The sequence below is a fragment of the Aequitasia blattaphilus genome (genome assembly GCF_024721305.1).
Taxonomy (GTDB): domain Bacteria; phylum Bacillota; class Clostridia; order Lachnospirales; family Lachnospiraceae; genus Aequitasia; species Aequitasia blattaphila.
The window spans coordinates 133233-157503 of sequence record NZ_JAMXOD010000005.1 but is presented as its reverse complement, the minus strand read 5'-3'; the positions used below and the strand labels follow the sequence as shown (position 1 = coordinate 157503).

The following is a 24271-nucleotide window of genomic DNA, read 5'->3' as shown; positions in this document are numbered from 1 at the left end:
ATGGAGAGAATCAAAGGAAAGATAGTTGTTTTAGGTGATGATGTGGATACGGATCAGATTCTTCCCGGCTACGCCATGTCAGAGCCTTACGACAAGCTGGGAGAATACGCTATGACCGGGCTGGCGGAGTTTGACTTCCAATCGATTTGCACTCCAGGAGCAATCCTAGTTGCCGGACGTAATTTTGGATGTGGTTCTTCCAGAGAGCAAGCTCCTCTTGCGTTGAAACAGTTTGGAGTCTCTTTAATAATTGCCAAAAGCTTTGCCCGGATTTTCCGCCGTAATGCCATTAACATTGGATTACCTGTATGGGAGGCTGATGTAGTAGATTTTGTGAAAACAGGAGATATCTGTGAAGCGGATTTGGATAAAGGACAGTTTATTTCAGAAGGAGTGATTCAAAATCTTAAGGCGATATCAGAAATTACAAGTAAGACATTGCAATGGGGAGGATTGATTCCCCGTGTTCGTATGGAATTAGGACTAATATCAAGGAGAAACCTGACAATGCAGAAAAAAACGAAACAAATTATTAAAGAGGATATAGAAGCTTTACGAGCTTACGGAGAGTGCTTCGGTGTTGTGATGCCGGATATTGATGAAAATGGAGAGGTGACAGGACTTCCGGCACCGTATCCCCGTGAGGTGGCCGGCACTGTGCGCAGTGGTTACCGTATTTATGAATTGGCAAGAAAGGCAAGAGAACGGGGATGGCCTGTGCAGAATCCGATTCTTGGACGAAATTCAGCAGAGGAGACCATTAAGGAATCAGAAGAAATGTATGCTTTTGCAGAGAAATTAGATGAGACTTTATTTCATTTTGTCCACAGTGAGGCGACCCGTCATATAGATCCTCTTAAAGGACGTGAGCTTATAGACCAATCCAGAGGAAAGGGCGGTATCACACCAAAAGGAGAAAGGGAGTTTATCCAGATGGGTGGAGGGGTAAAGCATCCCCTGCGCATTAATGCCACCGGTGATACACCTCATCTTTCAATATTAAATGCTTTTATTGCTGGATTTGACGGCACCGATATTGGACCGGTTCTCCATGTTCACTTTGGTGGAAGGGGGATTCATGACTACAGAACGAAGGTGGAAAATGGTTATAAAGCACTGCAGATTTGCGGAGAAAACAATATTTATGTTCAGCTGGAGTCTCACAAGCATTTGAACAATATAGGAGGAACAGACGGCATGGCTCTTGCTATGTGTCTTCTTGCAGAAGGACTGGCGATTCATAGCGGACTTCCCAGAGAGCTTTCAGCCATACAGATGAATGTGGGTGGAATTAACATTTTTGCTGATTTAGCCCTTATGCGTGCTTTCCGGGAAACCTTGTGGAGTGATGGATTAATTGTTGTTCCGGAAACATTTCAAAGTCCGCCGGAGGATTTAATTGCAGAAGCTGCACACTTTGCCCGCATGGCGGTTAATGCAAAACTGGGAGGTGCCGATTTTTACCGGCCAAAGGCAGCTGAATCCGTAGGAATCCCAACGGGATCATCCATGGGACGGGCGATTTGGGGAACCAACAATGTATTCACAAATACTTATGGAGTGGATATTGAAGACAGCCGTATCACGGAACGAAAGAAAGAGATTCTGGAGGAGGCAATGGCTGTGTTAGAGGCGGTACTAAACCTTCCGGAACGTAGTTTGAAGCCAAAGGCTATTACACCTCAATTTTGGATGCAGTGGAAAGATACAGAGCTTATTGACTTGATTGTTGAGGGAGGTAAATCCGGAAAGCTGGATTGTCCCAGAGCAGGTGGATGGGATTTGAAGCGGTTTGTGAAGGTAAACCGTGATCCAGATGGAATCAAACGTTATATACCAGGGTACACTCCTCAAATGGTTGATTCTTCCAGGGTTGCAATTACGGCTCAGGATGTCCATGTGGAGCCGGAACGGGAGCCCACACGTTCACAGAAAATTGTGGTTGCTACAATTGGAGCAGATGCCCATGTCAATGGTGTCAATTTGATTCGGGAGACCTTTCAGCATGCAGGATTTGATGTGGTCTTTCTGCGAGGAATGAATCTGCCGGAGACGGTGGCAGAGGTAGCAGCTGAAGTGAATGCAGATGCAATTGGTGTGAGTAACCTTCTTGGTTTAGGAGGAACTCTTTTCCCCCGAGTATCCCAGCGATTAAAGGAACTGGGGCTAAGAGATCAAATGGTTGTCTGGGCAGGTGGCAGGATTGCAGAGAAAGAGGAAGAACACAATTTCTATGAAGAGAAAATAAAAGAAGAAGGTGTAGGTTTTCTGGGAGTGGATGCTTTTTTTGGACCGAACTCTACGCCGGAGCAGTGTCTTGAGACGATTACAAGACTGATTGAGGAAAAGATAAAAAAAGGAGATGATGTTTTATGAGGGAGCAGAAAAGGATTCCAGTCGTTATCATTCGAGGAGGAACCAGTAAAGGGATTTATATAAAGGCCAATGATCTTCCCACTGATCCAAAGCGGAGAGATGAAGAGATTCTACGTATTTTCGGCAGTCCGGGTGTACGTCAGATAGATGGTCTGGGAGGAGCGGATCCCCTGACAAGTAAGCTTGCCATTGTTGGTTCATCAAATCGAGAGGATGCAGATGTAGACTATACCTTTGCTCAAGTGTCAATCCATGAGAGGGTTGTAGACTACAGTGGTAATTGTGGGAATATTTCCTCAGGAGTGGGACCATTTGCAATTGACGAATCGTTAATTGAAGCAAAGGAGCCTGTGACAAGGGTGCGAATCTATAATACTAACACAGGAAAAATGTTGTATGGTGAGGTGCAGGTAAGGGATGGAAAAGCCCGTGTCAAAGGAGATTGTATAATCGCAGGTGTTCCTGGAATGGGAGCGCCGATATGGATGGATTTTGCAGCGACTGCCGGTGCAGCTACGGGAAAAGTTCTGCCAACAGGTAATCCTATAGACGTCTTGGAAACCAGTCAGGGATCAATAGAAGTTTCGATTGTAGATGTAGCGAATCCTTGTGTGTTTATTCGCGCAGCCGATGTGAATATGAAGGGTACAGAGGAGCCGGCGGTGATAGATGGAAACAGTACTTTGTTGGATTACCTGGAGGAAATACGAACCAAGTGCTGTGACATGATTGGCATGACATCTTCACCAGCATTTCCAATGCTTGCCTTTGTAACAAAGGCAGAGGATTCTATCGATTTTACATCGGGCAAGGTTATTCCCAAAAAGGAAGTGGATATTGTTTCCAGGCTGATGTTTATGCAGGTGGTACACAAGACCTACGCAGGAACAGCAACAGCTTGTACTGGTGCTGCTGCTAAAATCAATGGGACGATTGTAAATCAGATGATAGACGATGCAGAGAAACTGGAAAAGATACGCATTGGACATCCAGCGGGTGTGATTCCTGTTGTGGCTGAGGTAGATGGAATTCAGGTTAAGAAAGCCGCTCTTGTACGTACTGCCCGACGGCTGATGGAAGGCTATGTATTGATTCCAAATGAAGAATAGTATGGTAAAAGGGAGGGAGAAGGGATGCAGGGAAATATTGTAGTCTACGATGTAGGAAGCACCTATACAAAGGCAGCCGCTTTTCGCCTTGAAGAGGGAAAGCTTAGCTTTCTCGGGAGAGGACAGTCTCTTACCACCATTGAGAATATTGGAAAAGGCGCAAAAAGAGCAGAAGAAAGTGTAAGAAAGCAGGGAATAGAACTTGAGAAAGATGTGAAGCGCTATAGTTCCTGCAGTGCAGCAGGTGGTCTCCGTATGGTGGCCCTTGGGTATATGCCTCGTGTGACTGTCAAAGCAGCTAAGGAGGTGGCTATGACTGCAGGTGCCAGAGTGATGCAGGTGATTTCAGCAGACGAACCATTAAACTACCGAAGAGAGGTTTTACTAGAAATTAATCCAGATATCATTTTACTTTCAGGTGGAACAGACGGAGGAGATGAGAAATGTGTATTGGAAAATGCTGAAATGATTTGCAAGCTTCCCAGTCAGGCTACTGTTATTGTGGCCTGTAACAAGAGCGCTCAAAGAAAGGTTTCCCAAAAGCTTATGAAAGCTGGAATCCGTTGTGTTTGTGTTCCTAATATATTGCCAACCATCCATGAACTTCGGGTAAAGTCAGCCCGGGAGTCAATCCATGAACAGTTCATCCGACAGATTACCCAAGGGAAAGGGCTGGTTGAATTTCGTGAGGGGTTAGCTGATCAGAGGGTAGTACCTACTCCTGGAGCAGTACTTCTTGCCAGTGAACTATTGGCAAAAGGCACCTATGAAGAGGAGGGGATTGGAGCGCTCATTTTGGTGGATATAGGTGGTGCAACAACAGATATTCATTCGGTTTTACCGGAGCTTGAGGAGTTGGCAATAGAAGAGCGTGGTTTGGTTATCAATAATGAAAAACAATTTTCTTACCGTACAGTAGAAGGCAATCTGGGAATGCGTGTAAGTGCAACAGGGATACCAGAGACTGTTGGAACAGAGGCAATTATTCATGCAGGTGGACAAAATTGTAAGGCGACTGGTGAAGAGGTCCTGAGATTTGCCTGTCACCTTGAGACGTATCCGGATTACGTACCTCAGACAGAGGAAGAAAGAGTATTGGAGAGGGCACTTGCTACATGTGCCATTAACGTATCTCTTCGACGTCATGCCGGACACTATGCTAAGGTTTCTGACCCGGTGATGGGAATAATGGCAGGAACGGCAGTAGGCCGTGATTTGAGAAACGTTGGAAAGGTACTCTGTGTGGGTGGAATGTTTGTGCATTCCGACCCGGAAGAGGGAAAAGAGGTACTGGAGCATTGCTTTGAGAATCCCGGCATTTCTCTTTTTCCAGTAGAAAAGCCTCAGATTGTTCTGGACAGAGACTATCTCCTGTATGCAATGGGTGTACTGAGCAGACATTATCCAGATGCAGTCCTGAGATTTTTAAAAGAATATGTAGAAGAAGGAGTCGAACAGATATGAATGGTCCAAAACGAATGAGGGAACTATTTGCTACAAAGAATACAATTGTAGCACCGGGAGCCCATGATATGCTCACCGGAAGAATTATTAGTACACTGGGATTTGACGCAGTATATATGACAGGATATGGACAATCTGCCAGTCATCTGGGAAAACCGGATGTAGGTCTTATGACGATGAGTGAAATGGTTGCCCGGGCTGCAAACCTGGTGGAATGTACGGAAATACCGGTTATTGCTGATGCAGATACCGGCTTTGGGAATGCTGTAAATGTAATGCGTACCGTTCGGGAATATGAAAAAGCTGGTGTTGCAGTGATTCAGCTGGAAGATCAGGTGATGCCCAAAAAATGTGGACATATGACAGGGCGGGAAGTGATTCCGACGGAAGAAATGATAGGGAAAATAAAGGCGGCAGTGGATACACGGGTAAACCCTGATTTTATGATTATGGCTCGCACGGATGCAGTTACCACCCAGGGGATTGGGGCAGCACTGGAACGTGCTCATAAGTACAAGGAAGCGGGAGCGGACATTATTTTTGTGGAGTCTCCTGAGTCAAAGAAAGAAATGCAGCGTATAAATGAGGAGCTTCCCGGATGTTTAACTCTTGCAAATATGGTAGAAGGCGGACGAACACCTCAGTTAACAAATAAGGAATTGTCGGATTTGGGATTTAACTTGATTATTTACCCTACAGCTTCTGTCTATGTTCAAACTAAGGCGATGTTAGATTTCTGGAAGGCGGCACGCGAGGAGGATACAACAGCTTCGTTGCTGGATAGTATGGTTCCTTTTAGTGACTTCAATGAAATTGTTGGATTAACAAAAATCAGAGAAATTGAAGAGAAGTATGCCACAGGAAGGAGCATTTTAAATGTCTGATTTACGAGCCAGTGTAGAAAGCAAGCTTCCAATGACAGTTAGTGAAATGATTGAGATAGCCAAAGAATATGATGTGAAAGTTACAGATGTTGTACTGATTGAGGCTGCAATACAAACCGGTCTTTTCAGAGAGGAAATTTTATCGAGGGTAATGGAAGAATATAGACATAACCTGCGAGCGTTGGAAATTGGTATGAAGGACGGGGAAAGTATTCTCTTGGGGACAGTAGCCTCTCAGTTAGCCGCGCAAGAGGGCTCAAAGTGTTTTACAGATTCCTTTCTGGATGATGCATTACTTTATACCTTGGCAGCCCAGGTGGGAAATCATTGCATTGGCCTTCGTCCTTGTGCAGGAACAGGGGATTCTTGTCCTTATGCAGGGTTCACAAAAGCAATGATTATGCATGGATATGAAGAAGAAGTAGTTGCCGAAACAGCAGGGCTGATTTTAAAAATAGGCGGCTTGTTCCGGGTGGGGAAGGTAACAACGGGCTGCAACATGGAGGGCTTTGGCGCCGGTGCAGCGTGTATTGCGGCTGCAACGGTTTCGATTGGGGGCGGTACGCCGGAACAGATGGAAAAAGCGATGGTATTAGCGTTGTCTCCCACAATTGGAGTACCCTGTACACCAAGAGTATTGGTGCCTGCTTTATGTACCAGTCATTTAGCAGGAGCAATTCTGATTGGGATGTATGCTGGAAAGCTTTGTATGAAGGCAGACATGGATGTAAACGTTCCCTTTGATGTTATGCTTGCCATGGCAGCAGAGGTGCATATGGAATCGGGGAGGGAGATTGTCCCTACTGTTGTGAAATATATGGAGCCGTTCTTTAAACGTAAGCCAGGAGTTGAAGAATTGGTTTCCCAGGAAGTAAAAGAGAAGGAAGCAGCCAGGACTCAGATGACCAATAAAAAAGCGGCGGAGAAAGCAAAGAGCCTTGCCAAAGGTGCTGGAAATATTTTGAGCACACTGGGAGATGCAGTAGTGGGGGGCAGCAGTCAGGCAGTTGGGAGCCCTACGAATGCGGCAAGGATTTGCCATGAGTTGGTTGAGGGGAAGATAAAAAAAGTGCGTGTGGAGTTATATCCGGAGTTGTTCGCGCGACGATCCATCAACATCCCGGGCATTCTTATGGGAGCCGTGTATGGTGCATCAACAGAGGATTATGAAATGTATGACAAATCTGTTCAGATGGTGAAAGATGCTGGGATCGAAGTGGAGATTTTAGAGGCATCTGAGCAATCCGTACAGAGAATCACAATCTTTACGGACAAAGGCATCTGCTCAGTGGACACCCTCAACAGAGGTGGTGGACGACTGGTACTGCGCAAGGCACAGCCCTCTATTGAAGATGCCACAAAAGCTGCAAACCGACTCGGTATAATACTGGTTGAGTGAAAACATACCGATTTCGAATTTTGATGAAAAAATCACTATATATCAGAAAAGAAGTCATTGTGTTCTCAAAAATTTTGAAATTTAAAAATTGTTTGGTATAATCACTTATATAGGATGAATGATGTTACACACGATTAGGTTTTGAAAAGGAGTAAGTATGGAAGACCGACAATTTTTTACAGGTATTTATAATACGAAAATCAGAGATGACCTTAGTATTCAATTAACAGAGGGATTTCAAAAAAAGCTGGCAGAGGTTACAGAAGTTAAATATATTGTAGGATGTGGTTTTATTAGTGTCTGTTCCTGTGAGCTGGTAGATGAAATTATAGAAAGTATGCATGAAGAGGAAAAATTCATGGATGTCTCGGTAAAGAAGGGACAATGTGTGAATGGGAAGGTGATTTTATCTCAAGATTTGTTAAAAGAAGCCAGGTTCACAACGGATATGGATTTATATATTGTAGGTGCAGGAGATAACTTTGAAATATGGGAATGCAGAAAATGGGATGAAGAATTTAATGAATTAGAAGCAGAAATAGCAGGATTACTGGATTCGCTGGGTGAGTTCTGAAAATTGAAAATGAGATAAGCTTAGATAGGCATCTGTCAGATACGGCAGGTGTCTTTTTTTTGTTTTTAAAAATCTCTTGACTCTACCCTTACAGGAGACATTATTCTTGATTCATAAGGAGGTAGAGAGAGTGAAAAAAATTATTGAAGTATCAAATTTATCAAAACGATACGGCACAAAAGAGGTCGTATCAGATTTATCATTAAGCATAGGAAAGGGAGAAGTATTTGGTTTATTAGGACACAACGGTGCAGGTAAAACCACAACGATAGAAATGATTTTGGGAATCAAGAAACCAGATAAAGGGAGTGCGCAGATTTTTGGAAAGGAGGCGAGAAAGCACCGGAAAAGTTTGTTTGAAAAAGTAGGTGTACAGCTGCAAGTTACAAGCTTTCAGAATAATATCCATGTTGATGAGGTATGTGAAGAACTGTCTGTACTTTACCAAGAACCAGCAGATTATCTTGAATTATTGGAAAAATTCAACTTGTCTCATTGCCGGAAGCAGCCTGTCGATGGGCTATCGGGTGGAGAAAGACAAAAGTTATCTATTATATTGGCACTGATTCCAAATCCTGAAGTTGTATTTTTTGATGAGCTGACGACAGGCTTGGATGCAAAAGCAAGGCGAGAAGTATGGGAGCTTCTAATTCATTTAAAGAAAAAGGGATTGACCATCTTTTTGACAACTCACTATATGGAGGAGGCAAGTGCTCTCTGCGATCGATTGATGATAATAAAAAAAGGTCAAATGCTTACAACAGGTACGGTGGAAGAGGTAATCGGATATAGTCCTTATGAAAATCTGGAAGATGCGTATCTTTGGTATATGGAGGAAAAATAATGAGGAAAATGAAGACAATTATCAGTATAGAAGGGAAATTAGCCCTACGTTGCCCAGATGGTGTTATTTTTGGAATCTGTATGCCAATCGGAATTTTACTTTTGATTGGTATAATTGCAGGAGATAAAGTGATACAGGGGCCAGTGCCCATGACTTTCCTGGATAGTGCATTTGCAGCACTTACTACAGTTGGAATTTGTGCCAGTGCATTCATGGGCATCCCAATTAATCTTGCAGATTACAGAGATAAAAAGATATTGAAACATTTTTATGTAACTCCCAGCAGCCCATTGTTGCTCGTGTATGGGAATATTATTATCGGAGCACTTACGGCAATTGTTTCGGCATTGGGAATAAGTATTGTGGCGGTTGTATTTTTTGGATATCGTATGAATGGAAATATTTTTCTGTTCATTTTAGGATATTTTATTGTTATGGTCAGCATGTATTCGTTGGGAATGTTGATTGCAAGTCTTTGCAGAACCATCAAAAGTGCTAATATTGTATGCAGTATTGTTTATTTTCCGATGTTGCTGTTGTCAGGAGCTACGATACCTTATGAGTTGTTTCCGAAAGGAATGCAGATGGTAGCAAACATTTTCCCTCTTACCCAAGGAATCAAGATTCTTAAAGTATTATCCACGAGTGGAACCATAAACGAACTCATACTTCCAATTGTATATTTGTTGATTTTAAGCATTGTTTGTGTTGTAATTAGTGTGAAAACATTTAGATGGGAGTAAAGATATGATTGGAGAAGATATTGTTTGTAAAAGGGAAGAGGAAGTTCGTTATCGAATTGGTACGTTTGCTGGAATGAACCACGTTACAATTAAGACATTGCGCTATTACGACGAAATAGGGTTGTTAGAGCCAGCTTATGTGGAGACGGAGAGTGGATACCGTTATTATACCTCGGCCCAACTTCCGATTTTGCATCAGATTCTTGCTCTTAGAGATATGGGGCTTGCTTTGGAGGAAATAAAAAAAATTCTAAAAGAGCAAGGTGAGATTTCCATTGAAAGTATTCTGAAAAGGAAGCGTGCTGAGATATTGAAGGAGATTGCCAGAAAAACAGAAATACTTTCCAGAATTGACACCTTATTAAATGGAGAAAGAGATGTTTTAAGATATACGGTTGTAATAAAAAGTCTGCCAGAAGTGATTGTTGCATCAATGCGTCAAGTGATAGATTCCTATAATGATTTGTTTGAAGTGGCACCTCAGATGGGAGTAGAGATGGAGAAATTAGGTTGTGAATGTTTGGAGCCATCCTATTGCTTCAATTTGTATCACGATGGTGGGTACAAGGCTGAAAATGTGGATGTGGAGATATGCGAAAGTGTAACAGAAAAGAAAGAGGATACAGATCAGATCAAGTTTAAGCTGATTCCACACGTTGAAAGTGCGGCATGTGTACTGCATCAGGGACCCTATGACGAATTGCCGAAGGCTTATGCTGCGGCCATTAAATTTGTTGAAGAAAATGGTTACGAGATGATAGGGCCGCCACGAGAATCTTTTATTGACGGAGTATGGAATAAAGATTGTGTTGAGGATTGGCTGACAGAGATACAGATTCCTATAAAAAAACTGACCCTATAGGTCAGTTTTTTACTGTAATAATATTTTTACACCCTTTATACTGTCCGCTTGGATCCTGATCGGTTATTATAAAGGCATCTCCAAAAGGAGAAAATGTGACAGAGCTAATTATCCCAAACTTTGTATGATCACATAAAATGTAGCTGTCTCGCGCCTGAATCATCGCCACTTTTTTTACAGAGGCTTCATTGAAATCAGGAGTCGTAAAGCCTTCCTTTTTTGTGACGCCATTTGTTCCCATAAAAGCTTTTGTGAAGTGATATTCTTGTACATTGGCAAGAGCCTGACTACCTACAACAGCTTCTGTCGTATCTTTTAATTCACCGCCAATCAGGATAACCTTTAAGCCGGATTTTGCTAAAGTTTGAGCATGCTGGATTCCATTTGTAATAAAAGTCGCACGATTCTCAGTGATATATGGAATCATATAAGCAGTAGAAGTTCCCGCATCAATGTATACAAAATCCTCTGGAGCAATTAAGCCGGCTGCATATTTGGCGATAAGCTTTTTTTCTTTTTGGTTTGCGTCGATTTTTTGTGAAAAACTGGGTTCATAAGTAGTATGGGAAGTCTCTCTGACGACAGCACCACCAAATACTTTATTTAGTTTTCCATCCTTATCCAGCGTATTTAAATCTCTGCGGATAGTTGATTCGGAGGCACCCAACAATTCAGTGAGTTCAGTGACTGTAATGCTTCCTCTTTCATTTAGATGATGAAGGATTAAATTCCAGCGTTTCTCAGTTAGCATAAATTTCCCTTTCGTATTCTGTGATATTACTTTCACAAATCACTTTTTTTATAGGCAGAACATTGCCTGGGGAAACGGATAGTTCGTCTATTCCCATGGCCAAAAATTCCTGAGTGAGTGATGGGTCAGCTCCAAGCTCTCCACAAATTCCAACCCAAATTCCTGCGCTATGAGCATTTTTGACAACAAGCTTAATTAAGCTTAAAAGCCCAGGATGGTGGGAATCATAAAAAGTATCCAGGTGGGGATTCTGACGGTCGATGGCTAAAGTGTACTGGGAAAGATCATTTGTACCAATACTAAAGAAGTCTACTTCCTTTGCCAGTGTATCACTAATCAAAGCAGCAGCAGGAGTCTCAATCATTAAGCCTTGCTTTGGTAGACGGTACTGTATTCCTGCTTCCGTTAGTTCTGTCTCTACTTCTGCCACGAGTTCCTTGATTTTTTGTACCTCAAAGAGATTCGCAATCATAGGATACATTACTTGTATATTTCCATAGACACTGGCTCTAAAAAGTGCACGCAGCTGAGTCTTAAAAAGCTCTGGTCTGGTGAGGCAGATACGAATCGCCCGATACCCTAAAGCAGGATTTTCTTCGGGTTCCAAATTGAAATAGTCGCACTGCTTATCGGCTCCAATATCCATAGTACGGATAATAACGGGTTTTTCTGCCATTGTTTCCGCTACGGTTTTGTAGATTTCAAATTGTTCTTCCTCAGTTGGATAGTCGGTTCGTTCCAGAAAAATAAATTCACTTCGGAATAAACCAATTCCAGCGGCTCCAGATTCCAGGACAAATCCTAAGTCTTTAACGTTTCCGATATTAGCATAGAGCATAACTTTTTTTCCGTCAAGGGTAATGGCTTCTTTATTTTTCAGCTTTAAGAGAAGGTTCTTGTCCAAGAGTTCCTGTTCTTTCTTTTTTTGGAATTCATCTAAAATTGCCTGATCGGGATCGATGTAGATGGTTCCCGTATTTCCGTCAACAATAGCCAGTGCTCCATCGAATTCATCCTTTAGAGGAAGTTTGGTGCCTACTAGAGATGGAATTGCCATGGTTTTTGCTAATATTGCTGTGTGAGAATTACTTGAGCCAGCAGAAGTAACGAAGGAAAGAACCATTTCTTTATCGAGCTGAACTGTTTCGGAAGGAGAAAGGTCATTCGCAAGAATAATCACAGGTTCGGTGCTTTCGTTCTTCTCGAGTTCATGGCCGGAGAGATTATTTAAAAGCCTCTCCGTAATATCCTGGACATCGGCAGCACGTTCTTTCATATAAGCATCTTCCATAGAGGAAAACATTTTGGCGAAATTATCACCAGTAGTGGCAACGGCAAAGCTGGCATTAACCATCTGGGTTTTTATGATGTTTTCAACAGATTCACTGTAGTCTCCATCTTGTAACATCATTTGATGAACCTCAAAGATAGCGGCATTTGCTTCGCCAACTTCCCCAAGAGCTTTTTGGTAAAGCTCTTGAAGTTGGGAAACGGCATGATCTACTGCGGCAAGATACCGCTGAATTTCTTTTTCAACATTTTCAATCTTTGTACGTTTAACTGTTTGCTCGTTTTTGCGGTAAAGCTTGATTTTTCCAATTGCAATGCCGGGAAAGACACCTTTTCCAGTAAATTGTTCCATGACCGGGACTCCTTTCGAATCTTACAAATTTTCTTTAAAAAACCCTTCAAGTGCAGCAGCAGCTTCGACTTCATCTGTACCATCACAAGAAAGAGTGACTTCTTGTCCTTGTTTTATACAGAGTGCCATGATTGAAAAAATCTTTTTCGTGTCTCCGACTTTTTCGTTACCACTGATTTTAATATCAGAAGCAAAGGTTTTTGCGAGTTTCACTAATTCACCAGCTGGTCTGGCGTGAATACCTTCCGGGTCAGTAATAAGATATTTAAATTCTGTCATAATTGATAATCCTCTCTTTCTTAATCAACCTTTTTCTTTAATAGACCTAACATAATTGCAGATACAACCGTACCAATTACAAGAGCAAGGATGTACATCATAGCATTTCCTACTACTGGAAATACGAACACTCCACCATGAGGTGCCATAAGTGTACAGTTGAAAATCATGCTCAAGGCTCCGGCTACACCAGATCCCACCATACAGGAAGGAATTACTCTAAATGGATCTGCAGCGGCATAGGGGATGGCACCTTCTGTGATAAAGCCAAGACCCATAATAAAGTTGGTTGGTCCCGCTTCACGCTCTTCTTTTGTAAATTTATTTTTGAATAGAAGAGTAGCTAATGCAATGGCACAAGGAGGAGTCATTCCACCAATCATTACTGATGCCATTATATCATAATTTCCAGATGCGATGGCAGCTGTTCCAAATACATAAGCAGCTTTGTTGAAAGGACCACCCATATCGGTTGCCATCATTGCACCAAGTAATAATCCAAGTAAAACACGGCTGGATTCACCCATTCCAGTTAATCCGTTATTCAATGCAGTATTTACCCCACCCATGAAAGGTTCTACGATATAAATCATCAAGAGCCCCATAATAAGAATACCAAAGACAGGGTAGAGTAAAACAGGAGCAATTTTTTCAATTGCAGGTGGTAACTTGTCAAATATTTTCTTTAGTAAAAGTACGAGATAACCTGCAGCAAAACCAGCTACAAGAGCACCTAAAAAGCCGGATTTCCCTTGAGAAGCAATCATTCCACCCACAAAACCAACAGCTAATGCAGGACGATCGGCAATGGCCATTCCAATAAAGCCTGATAGAATTGGGAGCATAAAGCCAAAAGCAATTCCACCAATATTTTTAAAGAGTGCTGCAAGAGGTGTTATGGAGCCAAAGTTTCCACGTTCTTCAAAAGGAAGCGAGTTTAAGTCAACGCTAAATCCATCAAATAAGAAAGCAAGAGCAATAAGGATACCACCACCTACAACGAAGGGAAGCATATGAGAAACCCCATTCATTAGCTGGGTATATATTTGATGACCAATGCTGCCTTTTTTAACGGAAGTTGTAGTTGTTTTATTTGCAGCATGGTAGATTGGAACATTACCACCCATGGCCTCGTCAATAAGTTTATCAGCTTTATTGATGCCATCAGATACCTGAGCTTCAATTACTTTTTTTCCATCAAATCGATCCATAGGAACCTTTGCATCAGCAGCAATGATAATCGCATCAGCTTTGGCTATTTCATCATCGGTCAGAACATTTTTAGCACCACCAGAACCACGTGTCTCTACTTTGATGAAACAACCTTTCTGTTGGGCAGCTTTTTCTAAACCTTCGGCAGCCATGTAAGTATGGGCAATACCAGTAGGACAAGAAGTAACGCCTAAAATCATAAAAGCTTGCTCGTTATTGACTACAACATCCTTTTTCTCTTCCTTTTCAACATCTGCCTCATCTATGATGGATAAAAATTCATCTACCGAAGCAGCGTTCTTCAATTTGGTTGAAAATACTTCGTCCATTAGCAAGACAGAAAGTTTGCTTAAAACGTCCAGATGTACATTGTCTTTTGAATCAGGAGCAGCAATCAAAAAGATTAAATGCACTTTTTCCCCGTCCAGAGAATCAAAATCAACACCATCCTTAATCACCATTGCTGCTAATCCAGGTGCGTTAACACCGTGGCTCTTACCGTGGGGAATTGCGATACCTTCGCCAAAACCTGTACTACCTTGTTCTTCACGATTAAAAACTTCTTTGCGGTAATGGTCTGCATCAGTGAGATTTCCTCCCTTTGCCATTAGGTCAACCATTTGATTGAGTGCATCCGCTTTTGTCTGTGGAGCACCTTCTAAAGAGATGCTGTTTTTGTTAATTAAGTCTACTATTCTCATAACCTTCCTCTACCTTTCCTTTCACAATCTCATTCATTGCTAATATTTCTTCTTCTGTAGCCAAATATTGGGAAAATGCACTGGCACTTCCTGCCGCAACGCCCATTGAAAAAGCGTGGCGTAAATCCTTCTTTTTAAACCAACCGGATAAGAATCCAGCTACCATAGAATCACCAGAGCCTACGGAGTTTACCAAAGTTCCTTCAGGAGCTTTTGCTGTTAAAATGGCACCAGTTTCTTCTAATAGTAAAGCACCATCTCCAGCCATTGAGACCAGAACGTTTCTTGCTCCTAATTTTTGAAGTTCTTTTGCATAATGAGCAATCTCTGCTTTGGTTTTGATTTCAGTATCAAAGATTTCACCTAACTCGAACACATTTGGTTTTACTAAAAATGGATGATATTTCAGAACCTTAACTAACAGCTCTTTTGTGGCATCTACAACGATGGTTATATCTTTTTCTTTTAATCGTTCTAATATGTTACTGTAAATATCATCATCCAAAGATTGAGGTATGCTTCCAGCAAGAATAAGGGCGTCACCCTTTTTTAATGTGTCCAACTGTTGCAGTAGTTTTTCCTGATGAGACTTGCTGATGGTTGGACCAATCCCATTGATTTCAGTACCTTCTGTTGAGGCAAGTTTTACATTGATTCTAGTAAAGCCATCATCCAGTTGAATAAACGCATTTTTAATACCGAGCTTCTCAAGTTCTTGTCGGACTTTTTCACCGGTAAATCCGGCGATAAAGCCAAGAGCCGTATTATCCACCCCAAGATTTTTTAAAACCATGGAAACGTTTATTCCTTTACCGCCGGGAAGAATCATTTCATGGCTGGTACGATTGGTCAGTCCCAATGTGAAGTCGGGTACTGAAACAATGTAGTCCAAAGACGGGTTAAACGTAACTGTATAAATCATATAATCCTCCTGTTCTAATGAATTAAGTTTAGTATACAGTCAAACTAAATCAAAATCAATCATATTTATTCACAAACATCCAAGAAAAGTTTTGTTGAATATGCATTAATATGACTGAGTTTGACTGAATTCGAAAAAGCGGTACTGTATTTGTGCGAGGCAATCAATATATTATATTTACACAACCTTATATTTCCTTTATAATAAAATTTGCTATTTAAAAAGGATTTAAATGAGAGGCGAAAATAATATGATAGTGAAGCCAAGAATAAAAGGGTTTATATGTACAACGGCTCATCCGGTAGGATGTGAGAAGAGTGTTCAATTGCAGGCAGAATATGCAAAAGGAAATCCAATTAAGGATATGCCAAAACGAGTTCTTGTGATTGGCGCATCCGGAGGTTATGGTCTTGCCAGCAGAATTACTGCTTGCTTTGCAGGAGGAGCAGATACAATTGGTGTACATTTTGACAAAGAGCCTTCTGAGAAAAGGACGGGCTCAGCAGGATATTACACCACCAAGGCATTTGATGCATTGGCTAAAAAGGAAGGTAGAATTTCCTGTTCCATAAACGGGGATGCCTTTTCCCCAGATGTAAAAAGACAAGTAATCGAGGCAATTAAGACGTTGCCGGGGCAGCAGGTTGATTGTGTGATATACTCTCTTGCAGCACCAAGAAAGACAGATTCAGACACAGGAAAGGTATACCGCTCTGTGATAAAGCCAATTGATCAGTCTTTTGAAGAAAGAACGATAGATGTGAACACAGGTGTAGTATCAATGGTGAAGGTGGAACCTGCCAGTGCTGAGGAAATAGAGGATACAGTTGCAGTAATGGGAGGAAGTGACTGGAAGGATTGGATTGAGCTGTTACTGGAGAACAGAATGCTTGCAGAAGATGCTCATACTGTGGCGTATTCTTATATAGGCCCCAGTCAAACCCATAGTATATATACCAATGGAACAATTGGACGTGCCAAAGCAGATTTGGACAAGACAGCGAAAGAATTGGGAGAGATAATGGAAAGTATTAAAGGCAGAGCATACGTGTCTGTTAATAAAGCGTTAGTAACCCAAGCTTCTTCCGCAATACCTGTTGTACCCTTATACATTGCGTTAATGTATCGAGTGATGAAGGAAAAAGGTGTACATGAAGGATGTATCCAGCAAACCCAACGCCTTTTTGCCCGTCTTTATAGTGAGCCGGTTTTAGTTGATGAACAGGGACGCATTCGATTAGATGATTTTGAAATGAAGGATGAGGTTCAGAATCAGATTAAAGAATTATGGGAGCAGGTAACCAGTGAAAATATAAATGAAATAGGAGATATGCAGGGATATCGTGAAGATTTTCTTAACATATTTGGCTTTGATATTCCAGGTGTGGATTATGAGGCAGATGTAGATATTCAATAAGAAAGAAGTTGAAAAGCAGGTGATTGCAATTGAGTAATCACCTGCTTTTTTGATAGAAAGGCTATGATAGTTTTTGGAAAATCACTTGGCATGAATCAGGTCAGCCATTCAGCCATTCGCTTCTCAATTAGCTTTGCAAGAAGCGTAAAGAAGTAAGTAAGCAGAAAGTAGATAATACCCAAAGAAATGTAGATTTCGAAGGGGTGATACGTTCTGGCATATATTTGATTTCCAAGTTTTGTTAGTTCAATTAGTGGTAGAACGGATACAATAGAAGTCTCTTTAATAATTGATGAGAATCCGTTCATAAAGGATGGAACTGCTATTCTAAGAGCCTGTGGTAATACAATATAAAACATAGTTTGTATATAATTATATCCAAGCACGGAGGCGGCTTCATATTGCCCCTTTTCGACAGCCAAAATACCAGCTCTTACATTTTCGGATAAATAAGCGCCGCTATTGAGTCCCATTGTAAGAACAGCTGCCTGAAATGGACCGAGCTTAATGCCAAGAGAGGGTAATCCATAGTACACAATAAACAGTTGAACCAGTAGAGGGGTTCCTCTAAAAAGTTCTACATATGCGCCTAATAAAAAGGAAGGCAGCTTTGGCATATGTGTACTTCGCAAGCATCCAATTACAATTGCAATCAGAAGGGCCAGAAAAAAGCCTAAAACCCCAATTTTAAGTGTGATTAATAATGCGTCGGGCAAAAGAGGTAAAAAAGGTATTAAGGTGCTAAAATCAAGATTATTCATAAGCTGCTCTTATTCTTCTACGAACCATTTGTTGACAATTTCATCGTATTTACCATTGTCCTTCAGTGTTTTTAGAGCTTTGTTATAATCATCTGTTAAGGAATCAGAACCTTTAGCTAATACTCCTGCAATCTCAAACACTTGAACAGGATCATCAACGATAATTGCATCACTGTTTTCCTCAATCTTTTGTTCTGCCCAAGGTAATTCTACAACCATTGCATCTAAATTTCCATTGAGTAAGTCGGCGTAGGCTTCGGAATGTCTATTATAAGGTATGGCCTCAGCAGAAACTCCCGATTCTATTAAATGCTGAAGAGCAAATTCAGAGGCACTTCCTGTGTGACAGCCCACTTTCTTATCCGCTAAATCTTCTTTATTTGAGATACTCTTGTCTGTTGTTACAATGATTTCTTTAAGAGAGTAGTAGGAATCGGTTACATTTACAATATCACCGGCCTCCTTTGCTTCTTCAGGAGACATACCTGACATAATAATGTCAAAGTCCTTATTTTGAAGACCAGCAATTAAGCCCTCCCAAGGAGTATTCACGCATGAGGTTTCCAGGCCTAATTCATCACCTATTGCAGTGGCTAAATCCACATCGAATCCTTCAATGTTTCCCTCCTCATTTACACTTTCAAAGGGAGGATATTCAGGACACATACCGATAAGAAGTTCGCCCGTTTTTATTAGATTCTTATTGGAAGTGTCGGAATTTTTTTGTGTAGAATCTTTCTTGCTACATCCTGTAAATAGAATTCCCAATACCAAAGTTACTGTAATTGCTGTTAATAAATTTTTTTTCATTCTAGTTCTCCCTTTATTTGTTTTATAATTTTTTCTTGGCTCCTGCCAAGATTTTCCTCATCCAGAGCATAAAATGGAATGGTGAGCCGGGCGTCAGACAACATCTTTTGTAAGACCTGGATCATAACACCTGGACGGTTTTGGTAGTGTAATGATTTGATTTTATTTGTTAGGTTGAAGTTTTCACCAATTTCACCATACCAGTCACCACTGCAGGTGTAGTGTACACCACAGGTGGGACTTCCATCCATTCCTATTACACCAAGAAGGTGGTAATTATGCTCATAGAAATCAACTACTTGATTGAGAATTGGTGTTAATAATTCACGGCATCGGTTCTTGAAATTTGGAAAATCTAATTGCTCAACCACTTGTCCCCAACGTCTGATGCCACACATATCCTGCTCTACACAGGGGAGCTGGATTATTCCAATATTCATATCTAGCAGATCTTTTACAATAGAATGCTGCATTGTGAAATCAACTAATCCATGTACTTTTGCATTTGGGTTTAAGATGCAATGGGATACTAAGACGATCTTGTTACTTCTTTTCATAAAAACCTCCTTTTTATAAGATTATAGGCGAATCAAATTAGGAGGTCTAATTGTTATACGATATAAGTGTATAGATACTATCTATCAATCGCTCTGAAAAAAATAAAGTTTTCCTTACACGAAAATAAAAAAGGTGTTATACTCGCTTTTGGGACAATATGTAGTGACCAACGTAAATCTAGGTTGTCAATGCATAGGGTCTCTTTTTGTTTACAGAAAAGAGAAAGGAAGGAAAAGAAATGAGTGTAGAAAAAAAAGAAACGATGAATCCCTTAGGATATGAACCAATTGGAAAACTAATCGGGAAATTTGCAATCCCTTGTGTGGTATCAATGATTGTGAATTCACTTTACAATATTGTGGATCAGATTTTTATCGGTCGTGGTGTAGGGTATTTAGGGAATGGAGCAACAAATATTGTATTCCCTATAACGGTTATTACTCTGGCCATTGCGTTGCTTATTGGTGATGGAGGAGCGGCATTTTTGAGCTTGAAGCTTGGAAAAGGAGAGAAAGAGGACGCAAATCATGGCGTTGGAAATACCATCACTATGGCAATTGCTTCGGGCGTATTGTTACTGATACTTTGCGGTGTGTTTTTTGAGAAACTTTTATACCTCTTTGGATGTACGGAAATATTATTTCCCTATGCATACGAATATGGACGAGTTATTTTGATTGGTATTCCATTTGTGGTAATTAGTACGGCTTTAAACTCAGTTATTCGCGCAGATGGCAGTCCCAAATATGCCATGCTTTCAATGGTTATTGGTGCAGTAATTAATACGGTTTTAGATCCTATATTTATATTTGGATTAAATATGGGAGTATTTGGAGCAGCAATCGCAACAATCGCAGGACAAATTGTTTCCTGTATTATATCATTAATGTATTTGCGGAAATTTAATTATGTAAAAGTAAAGAGGATACATTTGAGACCCAGAGGAAAATACTGCGCATCAATTGCATCTCTTGGAATTTCAAGTTTTATTATTCAAATAGCTATTGTAATTGTAATGGCAGTGAATAATAATCTTTTGGTTAAATATGGAGCACAGTCCGTATATGGATCGGAGATTCCACTGACTGCGCTAGGCATCACTATGAAAGTAAATCAGATTATGGTTTCGGTTGTAGTTGGAATTGCAGCAGGTGCTCAGCCGATTATTGGCTATAACTATGGTGCTGGAAAAATGAAGCGGGTAAAGAGTACATTGAAATGGTCAATTACAGCAGCAACTTGTGTGACAACTATTTGCTTTATTGCATTTCAATTTGCGCCTCAAAGCATTATCAATATTTTTGGAAGTGAAGAAGGGCTTTACAATGAGTTTGCGGTAAAATGCTTTAAAATCTTTTTACTTGCTTGTATATTTAACGGATTTCAAACAGTGGTTTCCATTTTTTTACAAGCAATTGGAAAACCAGTTCAATCAGCGATATTATCCCTTGTCAGACAGATTATTGTGCTGATTCCTGGGGCAGTAATAATGTCAGGGATTATCGGAGTAGAGGGTGTTCTTTGGTCAGGACCGATTGCAGATACAACAGCTTTTGTAGTAGGCTTTGTTTTATTTGTTAAGGAACTAAAGAAGATGAAGAAACCAGAAGAAGAGGCTGTTAATGAGAGAGAAGAGAGTTTAAAGGATTATCAGATAAAGATGAGTTAAAAACGATTTTAATGGTATCAGATTTTTTCTGATACCATTTTTGACTCTTTTTCATTGGATTACATAAAAATGAGTTTACACATTGTCTGCACAATGATATATTCGTCATATGAAAAATTACGCAAATGAGGTGAATGGTATGTCTGTTACGATTAAGGAAGTGGCAAAAACGGCTGGAGTATCAGTTGCAACAGTATCCCATGTTGTGAATAAAACCAGATATGTGAGCCCGCAATTAGAAAAAAAGGTAAACGAAGCAATTAAGTCAACCGGATATATAGAGAAGGTAGAAAAAAAGATTAAAAACATGAAGGTTGGTAAGAAATATGAAATTGCAATTATTGTCCCGTCTACAATAGGAGTAGTTTATTCGAAACTAATTCATATGGTATCGGAATCGGTAGTGAAAAATGGATACGTGCCAGCCACCTATTTTACAAATGATAGTATCGAGTTGGAAAAGAATATTTTAAATAGATTAGTAGTGGATAAAAGAGTTGTGGGTATTATTTTAAGCCCTAGTTGTGTGGATTATAAGAACTACAGAAAGCTCTATGAATCCAATAAGCCAGTTATTTTACTTTCAAGAAATGTTAAAGGTAAAAAGGTGGATTGTGTAACGATAGCGAATGAGGAGACTTTTTATAAGAGCACCCATCATTTAGTGAAAAACGGACATGAAAAAATAGGACTGATTATTAGTGATATTGAAAGTAGCTCATCTCAAGAACAAGTAAAAGGGTATAAATCAGCATTGTTAAGTAGGGGGGTGAATTTTATAGACGAAAATATACTAATGCTTTCAAATAATCTGAATGAATCTGAGTATGTAAGAAGCATAAAAGAATTTATCTTGAAACGGAAGACAACAGCAATCATTTGTGGTGGCAATCAAATTACATATATGTTATTAAAGACCATGGGAAAGATGGGGATGGAATGGCCGGAGGACATTTCGATTATTGGATTTGGTGATGAAGAGTGGAGCGAACTGATAAAACCCCCTTTGACAAGTCTTAGGCAAAATGTTGAGCAAATGAGCCAAGAGGCAGTAAAGGCACTGCTACAGATGATTAATACAGGAAAACGCGAAAATCAAGAAGTGCAAATTCCTCTTAACATTGTGATGCGAAAATCTACCCAGATGATTGGAAGAGGACCCTTTGGAGAGCGTGCCTATGCGCCAGATGATATTATTTTGACTGAGGATGAAAAAGCAATACTGCGAAAAGCAAATTATAAGGTGGGTATATCATTTCATTATTCTGGAACAGCATGGAAGAGGTTACACGAATCCGGGATAAGACAAACTTTGGAAAATCTTGGAATAAGTGTGGCCGCTGTAACAGATGCAAACTTTGATCCAGAGCTTCAAGTAACGCAGTTAGAAGGATTAGCAATGCAAAAGTTGGATGCGATTATTGCAATTCCTACAGATGACACAAACACAGCAGATATCTTTAAAAAGCTTGCAAAGGAGACAAAGCTAATCTTTTGGAGCAATGTTCCATCAGGATTTCAAACAGATGGTTATGTTTCTTGTGTCTCTGTTAATGAGCGTGAAAATGGACGAAGAATAAGTGCCTTAATGGGAGATTACTTTGCCAATGAGGAGCAGGTCAAGGTCGGATTTATAAACCATGGTGCCTCATTTTATGGTACGCGTTTAAGAGATAATATGGCCGTGCAGGTGATTTTGGAGAACTACAATAATATATATGTGGCGGATATAAAGGAGTTTCATCATATTACAGAGGCCTATGAGGCATGTAAAAAGATAATCGAGAAACATCCAGATATAAAAGGGCTCTATGTTTCGTGGGATCGGCCGGCACTGGAGGTGATTAGAGCCCTTGAAGAGTTAGGAAGAGAAGATATAGCAATTTTTACGACGGACTTGGATCAAGAAATTGCAGATTATCTTGTGCGGGATAAATATGTAAAAGGAATCAGCACGCAAAGACCCTATGAGCAAGGGATGGCAGCAGGATTGGCAACGGCAAAAGCATTATTGGGAGAAACGCATTTTAAATATATTGGTGTGCCACCATATTTAGTGCAAAGAGAGAATATTATTAAGGCATGGAAAGATATCATGCATGAACCCATAGCTGCAGATTGGAATAAATATTTAAAGAAAATTACGTAAAAAACAAAGTTCCGATTTAAAAATAACCAAAAACGAAGGGGACATATTGACTGTAAAAATTCTCCATGGTAGCATTTACGTAACGAATAGAAAACGAAGGAGGAAGAATATGAAAAAGAAAATAATTGCAGCATTATTATGTGTTTCATTGGCGGCAACGATGGTGGTTGGTTGTTCCAAAGAATCAAAATTGTCTGACGGAAATGAGGCATCAGAATCCACGGAGGATACAAAGTCAGAAGGACCTTACAAATTTGCATTTCTGCCAAATACGCAAAATAATACTTTTCAATCTTCGATGAATGATAAGTTTGAAGAGTTGGCAAAGGAAGCTGGATATGAATATACATGTTTGGATCCAGACTATGATTTAAATACACAGTTAAGCCAGCTTTCAGATGTGGCAAATCAAAAATATGATGCAGTATTTGTTATCCCAGTTGATTCAGCAGGAATAAGACAAGGATTGCAAGAAATTAGCGATGCAGGAATTCCAATTTTAAATGTTGATACGGCAGTTATTGAAGATGATCGTGATTTAGTTGAAACGATTATTGGAACAAATGCATATCAGGCAGGGCAGTTAGTTGGAGAACAAATGGTTAAGGATTATCCAGACGGAGCCAAAATTGCAATTTTAGATTTTCCATCTAACGAAAGTTGTGTAGATCGCGTGAATGGATTTTTAGAAGGTCTTGGAGACAGCAAAGATAAATTTGAAATTGTTGCTCAACAAGATGGAAAGGCCGCACTTGATGAATCAATGCCGATTGCAGAGGATATTATACAAGCAAATGCAGAGCTAGATGCTTTCTTTTGCATAAATGATCCATCTGCTTTAGGAGCAGCAGCGGCAATTAAAGCAGCTGGAAAAACGGATGGTATCGGGGTTTACTCTATAGATGCATCACCAGATGGAAAAGAAGCATTGGTGGAAGGAACATTTACATGTGTAGCAGCACAGGTTCCTATAGAGATTGCAGAAACTGCATTTGAAAAAGCAATTGATTTATTGGACGGCAAAGAAATAGACAAGGAAATTTGGTTGGATTCACATTTAGTTACTGTGGAAGAAGCAGAAGAGACAGCAGGTCAGTGGCAATAAAATATTAATAAGAAGGCTGCTTGAAAATTATTCGAGCAGC

Annotated in this window: 21 protein-coding genes; 13 read left to right on the top strand and 8 right to left on the bottom strand. The window is 40.4% G+C overall.

Annotation, left to right across the window (positions count from 1 at the left end; translation table 11 throughout):
- The 9 genes from NHH15_RS05390 (at window position 1) to NHH15_RS05350 (ending at window position 10255) form a co-directional block, all read left to right on the top strand.
- Window positions 1-2376, top strand: a complete 2376-nt coding sequence (locus NHH15_RS05390) for a LeuD/DmdB family oxidoreductase small subunit (protein WP_262065631.1) — start codon at window positions 1-3, stop codon at window positions 2374-2376.
- The gene (locus NHH15_RS05385; protein ID WP_262065630.1) at window positions 2373-3485 is read left to right on the top strand and encodes a 2-methylaconitate cis-trans isomerase PrpF family protein; all 1113 of its coding nucleotides are present in this window, start codon (window positions 2373-2375) and stop codon (window positions 3483-3485) included. The genes NHH15_RS05390 and NHH15_RS05385 overlap by 4 nt, the downstream gene beginning before the upstream one ends.
- Before the next feature lie 24 nt (window positions 3486-3509).
- Window positions 3510-4949 carry a glutamate mutase L gene (locus NHH15_RS05380; RefSeq protein ID WP_262065629.1) on the top strand — a complete coding sequence of 480 codons (1440 nt, stop codon included), beginning with the start codon at window positions 3510-3512 and terminating at the stop codon, window positions 4947-4949.
- Window positions 4946-5833, top strand: coding sequence for an isocitrate lyase/PEP mutase family protein (locus tag NHH15_RS05375; protein ID WP_262065628.1), 888 nt, complete (start codon window positions 4946-4948; stop codon window positions 5831-5833). The genes NHH15_RS05380 and NHH15_RS05375 overlap by 4 nt, the downstream gene beginning before the upstream one ends.
- Entirely contained in the window at window positions 5826-7232 is a 1407-nt protein-coding gene (locus tag NHH15_RS05370) for a serine dehydratase alpha family protein (protein WP_262065627.1), read from the top strand. Before NHH15_RS05375 ends, NHH15_RS05370 begins: the two co-directional genes overlap by 8 nt.
- A 157-nt stretch (window positions 7233-7389) precedes the next feature.
- Complete coding sequence (locus NHH15_RS05365) at window positions 7390-7806, top strand: division/cell wall cluster transcriptional repressor MraZ (RefSeq protein ID WP_262065626.1); 417 nt, start codon at window positions 7390-7392, stop codon at window positions 7804-7806.
- Window positions 7807-7936: 130 nt separating this feature from the next.
- Window positions 7937-8650, top strand: a complete 714-nt coding sequence (locus NHH15_RS05360; protein ID WP_262065625.1) for an ABC transporter ATP-binding protein — start codon at window positions 7937-7939, stop codon at window positions 8648-8650.
- Window positions 8650-9393 carry an ABC transporter permease gene (locus NHH15_RS05355; protein ID WP_262065624.1) on the top strand — a complete coding sequence of 248 codons (744 nt, stop codon included), beginning with the start codon at window positions 8650-8652 and terminating at the stop codon, window positions 9391-9393. The genes NHH15_RS05360 and NHH15_RS05355 overlap by 1 nt, the downstream gene beginning before the upstream one ends.
- A 4-nt stretch (window positions 9394-9397) precedes the next feature.
- Window positions 9398-10255: a MerR family transcriptional regulator gene (locus NHH15_RS05350; RefSeq protein WP_262065623.1), complete on the top strand. Its 858-nt coding sequence runs from the start codon at window positions 9398-9400 to the stop codon at window positions 10253-10255.
- Window position 10256: 1 nt separating this feature from the next.
- Here NHH15_RS05350 and NHH15_RS05345 read toward each other — a convergent pair whose 3' ends face one another.
- The 5 genes from NHH15_RS05345 to pfkB are packed head-to-tail and all read right to left on the bottom strand — an operon-like array spanning window position 10257 to window position 15762.
- A complete protein-coding gene (locus NHH15_RS05345) occupies window positions 10257-11006 on the bottom strand; it encodes a DeoR/GlpR family DNA-binding transcription regulator (protein ID WP_262065622.1) in 750 nt (249 codons plus the stop codon).
- The gene (ptsP, locus tag NHH15_RS05340) at window positions 10996-12648 is read right to left on the bottom strand and encodes a phosphoenolpyruvate--protein phosphotransferase (RefSeq protein ID WP_262065621.1); all 1653 of its coding nucleotides are present in this window, start codon (window positions 12646-12648) and stop codon (window positions 10996-10998) included. The genes NHH15_RS05345 and ptsP overlap by 11 nt, the downstream gene beginning before the upstream one ends.
- A 21-nt stretch (window positions 12649-12669) precedes the next feature.
- Window positions 12670-12927 carry an HPr family phosphocarrier protein gene (locus NHH15_RS05335; protein ID WP_262065620.1) on the bottom strand — a complete coding sequence of 86 codons (258 nt, stop codon included), beginning with the start codon at window positions 12925-12927 and terminating at the stop codon, window positions 12670-12672.
- Between the two features lie 20 nt (window positions 12928-12947).
- Entirely contained in the window at window positions 12948-14840 is a 1893-nt protein-coding gene (locus NHH15_RS05330) for a PTS fructose transporter subunit IIABC (RefSeq protein ID WP_262065619.1), read from the bottom strand.
- Window positions 14818-15762, bottom strand: a complete 945-nt coding sequence (pfkB, locus tag NHH15_RS05325; RefSeq protein ID WP_262065618.1) for a 1-phosphofructokinase — start codon at window positions 15760-15762, stop codon at window positions 14818-14820. The genes NHH15_RS05330 and pfkB overlap by 23 nt, the downstream gene beginning before the upstream one ends.
- Window positions 15763-16012: 250 nt before the next feature.
- Between pfkB and fabV the strand changes: the two genes are divergently transcribed.
- A complete protein-coding gene (gene fabV, locus NHH15_RS05320) occupies window positions 16013-17179 on the top strand; it encodes an enoyl-ACP reductase FabV (RefSeq protein WP_262065617.1) in 1167 nt (388 codons plus the stop codon).
- Window positions 17180-17274: 95 nt separating this feature from the next.
- Here the strand turns inward: fabV and NHH15_RS05315 are convergent, their stop codons facing one another.
- Genes NHH15_RS05315 through NHH15_RS05305 form a run of 3 tightly spaced genes read right to left on the bottom strand, consistent with a single transcriptional unit; the run spans window position 17275 to window position 19307 of the window.
- Window positions 17275-17940: an amino acid ABC transporter permease gene (locus tag NHH15_RS05315; RefSeq protein WP_262065616.1), complete on the bottom strand. Its 666-nt coding sequence runs from the start codon at window positions 17938-17940 to the stop codon at window positions 17275-17277.
- 9 nt (window positions 17941-17949) lie between these two features.
- Entirely contained in the window at window positions 17950-18750 is an 801-nt protein-coding gene (locus NHH15_RS05310) for a transporter substrate-binding domain-containing protein (protein ID WP_262065615.1), read from the bottom strand.
- Window positions 18747-19307 carry a CD3072 family TudS-related putative desulfidase gene (locus NHH15_RS05305; RefSeq protein ID WP_262065614.1) on the bottom strand — a complete coding sequence of 187 codons (561 nt, stop codon included), beginning with the start codon at window positions 19305-19307 and terminating at the stop codon, window positions 18747-18749. The genes NHH15_RS05310 and NHH15_RS05305 overlap by 4 nt, the downstream gene beginning before the upstream one ends.
- Window positions 19308-19546: 239 nt before the next feature.
- Between NHH15_RS05305 and NHH15_RS05300 the strand changes: the two genes are divergently transcribed.
- From NHH15_RS05300 to NHH15_RS05290, 3 genes are all read left to right on the top strand, one after another.
- Window positions 19547-20977 carry an MATE family efflux transporter gene (locus NHH15_RS05300; protein WP_262065613.1) on the top strand — a complete coding sequence of 477 codons (1431 nt, stop codon included), beginning with the start codon at window positions 19547-19549 and terminating at the stop codon, window positions 20975-20977.
- Between the two features lie 139 nt (window positions 20978-21116).
- The gene (locus NHH15_RS05295; RefSeq protein ID WP_262065612.1) at window positions 21117-23126 is read left to right on the top strand and encodes a LacI family DNA-binding transcriptional regulator; all 2010 of its coding nucleotides are present in this window, start codon (window positions 21117-21119) and stop codon (window positions 23124-23126) included.
- A gap of 109 nt (window positions 23127-23235) precedes the next feature.
- Complete coding sequence (locus tag NHH15_RS05290) at window positions 23236-24231, top strand: sugar ABC transporter substrate-binding protein (RefSeq protein WP_262065611.1); 996 nt, start codon at window positions 23236-23238, stop codon at window positions 24229-24231.
- Window positions 24232-24271: the final 40 nt, after the last annotated feature.

Coding starts and splice junctions, on each gene's coding strand:
- NHH15_RS05390 (WP_262065631.1), top strand. CDS start 1: ATGGAGAGAATCAAAGGAAAGATAGTTGTTTTAGGTGATGATGTGGAT.
- NHH15_RS05385 (WP_262065630.1), top strand. CDS start 2,373: ATGAGGGAGCAGAAAAGGATTCCAGTCGTTATCATTCGAGGAGGAACC.
- NHH15_RS05380 (WP_262065629.1), top strand. CDS start 3,510: ATGCAGGGAAATATTGTAGTCTACGATGTAGGAAGCACCTATACAAAG.
- NHH15_RS05375 (WP_262065628.1), top strand. CDS start 4,946: ATGAATGGTCCAAAACGAATGAGGGAACTATTTGCTACAAAGAATACA.
- NHH15_RS05370 (WP_262065627.1), top strand. CDS start 5,826: ATGTCTGATTTACGAGCCAGTGTAGAAAGCAAGCTTCCAATGACAGTT.
- NHH15_RS05365 (WP_262065626.1), top strand. CDS start 7,390: ATGGAAGACCGACAATTTTTTACAGGTATTTATAATACGAAAATCAGA.
- NHH15_RS05355 (WP_262065624.1), top strand. CDS start 8,650: ATGAGGAAAATGAAGACAATTATCAGTATAGAAGGGAAATTAGCCCTA.
- NHH15_RS05350 (WP_262065623.1), top strand. CDS start 9,398: ATGATTGGAGAAGATATTGTTTGTAAAAGGGAAGAGGAAGTTCGTTAT.
- NHH15_RS05345 (WP_262065622.1), bottom strand. CDS start 11,006: ATGCTAACTGAGAAACGCTGGAATTTAATCCTTCATCATCTAAATGAA.
- ptsP (WP_262065621.1), bottom strand. CDS start 12,648: ATGGAACAATTTACTGGAAAAGGTGTCTTTCCCGGCATTGCAATTGGA.
- NHH15_RS05335 (WP_262065620.1), bottom strand. CDS start 12,927: ATGACAGAATTTAAATATCTTATTACTGACCCGGAAGGTATTCACGCC.
- NHH15_RS05330 (WP_262065619.1), bottom strand. CDS start 14,840: ATGAGAATAGTAGACTTAATTAACAAAAACAGCATCTCTTTAGAAGGT.
- pfkB (WP_262065618.1), bottom strand. CDS start 15,762: ATGATTTATACAGTTACGTTTAACCCGTCTTTGGACTACATTGTTTCA.
- fabV (WP_262065617.1), top strand. CDS start 16,013: ATGATAGTGAAGCCAAGAATAAAAGGGTTTATATGTACAACGGCTCAT.
- NHH15_RS05315 (WP_262065616.1), bottom strand. CDS start 17,940: ATGAATAATCTTGATTTTAGCACCTTAATACCTTTTTTACCTCTTTTG.
- NHH15_RS05310 (WP_262065615.1), bottom strand. CDS start 18,750: ATGAAAAAAAATTTATTAACAGCAATTACAGTAACTTTGGTATTGGGA.
- NHH15_RS05305 (WP_262065614.1), bottom strand. CDS start 19,307: ATGAAAAGAAGTAACAAGATCGTCTTAGTATCCCATTGCATCTTAAAC.
- NHH15_RS05300 (WP_262065613.1), top strand. CDS start 19,547: ATGAGTGTAGAAAAAAAAGAAACGATGAATCCCTTAGGATATGAACCA.
- NHH15_RS05295 (WP_262065612.1), top strand. CDS start 21,117: ATGTCTGTTACGATTAAGGAAGTGGCAAAAACGGCTGGAGTATCAGTT.
- NHH15_RS05290 (WP_262065611.1), top strand. CDS start 23,236: ATGAAAAAGAAAATAATTGCAGCATTATTATGTGTTTCATTGGCGGCA.